This is a genomic window from Haliea sp. (genome assembly GCF_040222615.1).
Lineage (GTDB): Bacteria > Pseudomonadota > Gammaproteobacteria > Pseudomonadales > Halieaceae > Haliea.
Genome location: NZ_JAVKCQ010000180.1, coordinates 1 through 2,848 on the forward strand (window position 1 = coordinate 1; position 2,848 = coordinate 2,848).

Here is a 2,848-nt window from a genome sequence, read left to right on the forward strand (position 1 = left end):
CAACTACAGCTATATCGCCCACGCCCCGGAAGGCGGGGTATCCCTGAATGCCTACGGCAATGTCCGCACCTGGCTCACTCGCATCCAGAAACTGCCCGGTTTCGTGGCCATGCAGGCGACGCCGGTGGGGCTGGCGGCGTAGACAGTACCGGCCCGGGTCACCCCGGGCCTCTACCGCCTGACCTCAGCCGCCAAACACGGTGAAACTCAGCCCCACATAGGCGCCGTAGCCGAGCAACAGCAACCCGCCCTCCAGACGGCTCAGCCGACTGCCTGTATAAAGGAAAAACAACAGGACCAGAGAGGTGCCAAGCATCACCCACTGGTCGAACTGCAGGATTCGCTCATGTACCGGCAGCGGTTGCAGCAGCGCTGAAATTCCGAGTATGCCCAGCAGGTTGAAGATATTGCTGCCCAGTACATTCCCTATCGCGACATCGGCATGGCGGCGAAACGCGGCGATCACCGAAATGGAAAGCTCCGGCAGCGACGTGCCGATGGCCACCAGGGTGAGGCCTATCACCGCCTCGGAAAGCCCGAGCGACTCGGCTATGCCCACGGCCCCCCGCAGCAATACCTGGGAGCCCACGATCAGCAGCGCCAGACCCATCACGACCGCCATGACGATCCACAGGGTTGTTCTCGGCAGGGAGGTCACCTCCTGGCCTTCAGCCACATGCAATGCCGCGGACGGCGCACCCCCAAAGCGCTCTGTCCTGTAGGCCCAGACAAGGTAGGCGCCGAGCCCCAGCAGAAAGATTGCGGCGTCGAACCTGGCCAGTGCGCTTCCGCCGACCAGCACCAGAAACAGGATGCTGGCCGCCACCACCGTCACGCCATCCCGGCGCAGGACCAGCGGCTTCACCGCCAGGGGCGTGATCACGGCACACAGCCCGAGTATCAGCAGGATATTGCCGATATTACTGCCAACGACATTGCCAATGGCAATATCAGGTCGCTCATTCAGGGCCGCGTCGATCGAGACCACCAACTCCGGCGCGGAGGTGCCGAAGCCGACGATCAGCAGGCCGCTCAGCAAAGGCGAAACACCCATTCGACTCGCGGCTGCCAGGGAGCCCCGTATCAGGGCCTCCCCGCCACCGGTCAACAGGACAACCCCCAGGGCGACGAACAACAGGTTCAACATCTGCGCGGCTGCCCGTGCCGGTCATCTGCCATGCTGTCATCCCGCCCTCTGCGCCATTCCACGCCCTGCCCCCGTTCCATTCTGCCGATGAAGAATGCGTAGAGTAGAACAGAAGCCGTTCCGGGTGTGAGGGCAGCCGGCAACCGCAAGTGCCCACGCTGGACATTCCCTCCCCCAACGCCGAACATAGCGGCTTCTATCTTTGCCCCCGGAACCGCCCATGCTTGTCGACAACCCGGAAGTCTACGCCGGCCTCACTTACCCCTGGACCCGCGCCGTCAACCCGCCGCCAGGGGAGCCTCAGAAGGTCGCCGAAGGAATCTACTGGGTCCGCTTTCCCATGCCCATGGGGCTGGACCACATCAACATCTGGTTGCTGGAGGACGGCGACGGCTGGGTGGTGGTCGATACCTGCCTGGACCTGCCCCGCTCCCGGGAAATCTGGGAACAGCTGTTCGCCGGCTTCCTCAAGGGTCAGCAGATCACCCGGGTGATCTGCACCCACATGCACCCGGACCACGTCGGCCTGGCGGGCTGGATTACCGAGCGCTTCGACTGCCAGCTGCTGATGACGCGGGATGAGTTCCTGATGTGCCGGTCGCTGGTGGGTGACACCGGTCGCCCCGCACCAGAGGTGGCCATCCGCTTTTATCAGGCGGCCGGCTACGACGACAAGCAGCTGGATAACTATCGCGAGGCCTTCGGCGGCTACGGGCGGGCCGTGTACAAGCTCCCCGACAGTTTCCGCCGCCTCAAGGACCGGGAGACCCTCACCATCGGCGGCCGCTACTGGCAGATTATCGTTGGCAGCGGGCACTCGCCGGAGCACGCCTGCCTGTACTGCCCGGCACTGAAAATACTGATCTCCGGCGACCAGGTCCTGCCACGCATCACCCCCAATGTCAGCGTGTTCCCCACCGAACCGGAGAGCGACCCGCTGCAGGAGTGGCTGCAATCCTGCGCCCGCATCCGCGAGCTGTTGCCGGACGACCTGCTGGTGCTGCCCGCCCACGAGGCCCCTTTCCGTGGCCTGCACGTGCGCCTGACCCAGCTGATCGAAGCCCACAAGCAGGAGCTTAACCAGCTCTACAACTACCTGGCGGAACCCAAGCGGGTCATAGACTGCTTCCCGGCCCTGTTCAAGCGCGAGATCACCGGCCACCACCTGAGCCTGGCTACCGGCGAGACCATCGCCCATCTCAACTGCCTGCAGCGCCGGCGCCAGATCGCATTCGATGCCGACGACAGGGGTGTGCGCTGGTATCGCCAGCTGCCGGAATCCGTAGCTTTCGACTGAGGAGAGCCAAGTCACAATGCTGCGATCGCTGAAGGTCTGGTTGCTGCGACGCTATTTTGGCTGGAAAGGCGCTCGCACCTGGCGCGGCCGGTATACCGAGGCCCCGTTCAGCACCCTGCAACTGCCACTGCGGGGCAGACAACTGGCGGCACGGGTGTACAGCAGCGCCGCCGGGAAGGACCTGCCCCTGGTGATCTATTTCCACGGCGGCGGCTGGGTGCTGGGCAGCCTCGACACGCACCACCCCTATTGCCAGCAACTGCGCGGGCAGACGGGCTGCACCGTGGTGGCGGTGGATTACCGGCTGGCGCCGGAGCACTCCTGCCCCGCCGCCCTCGACGACTGTCGGGAAGCGGCGCAGTGGCTGGCGCAGCACCTGGAGAGCACCGGCCCCAACAACGGCA

General features: G+C 64.8%; 3 protein-coding genes. 2 read left to right on the forward strand and 1 reads right to left on the reverse strand.

From position 1 onward, the window contains the following. Positions 1–184: 184 nt before the first annotated feature. The gene (locus RJQ10_RS14605; RefSeq protein ID WP_350147880.1) at positions 185–1,147 is read right to left on the reverse strand and encodes a calcium/sodium antiporter; all 963 of its coding nucleotides are present in this window, start codon (positions 1,145–1,147) and stop codon (positions 185–187) included. Between the two features lie 220 nt (positions 1,148–1,367). On the opposite strand from RJQ10_RS14605, the gene RJQ10_RS14610 reads away from it, so the two are divergent. Both RJQ10_RS14610 and RJQ10_RS14615 read left to right on the forward strand, forming a co-directional pair. Next, complete coding sequence (locus RJQ10_RS14610) at positions 1,368–2,444, forward strand: MBL fold metallo-hydrolase (protein ID WP_350147882.1); 1,077 nt, start codon at positions 1,368–1,370, stop codon at positions 2,442–2,444. Between the two features lie 16 nt (positions 2,445–2,460). After that, positions 2,461–2,848 (forward strand): alpha/beta hydrolase (locus RJQ10_RS14615; RefSeq protein WP_350147884.1); only part of this gene is annotated, 388 nt, incomplete at its 3' end.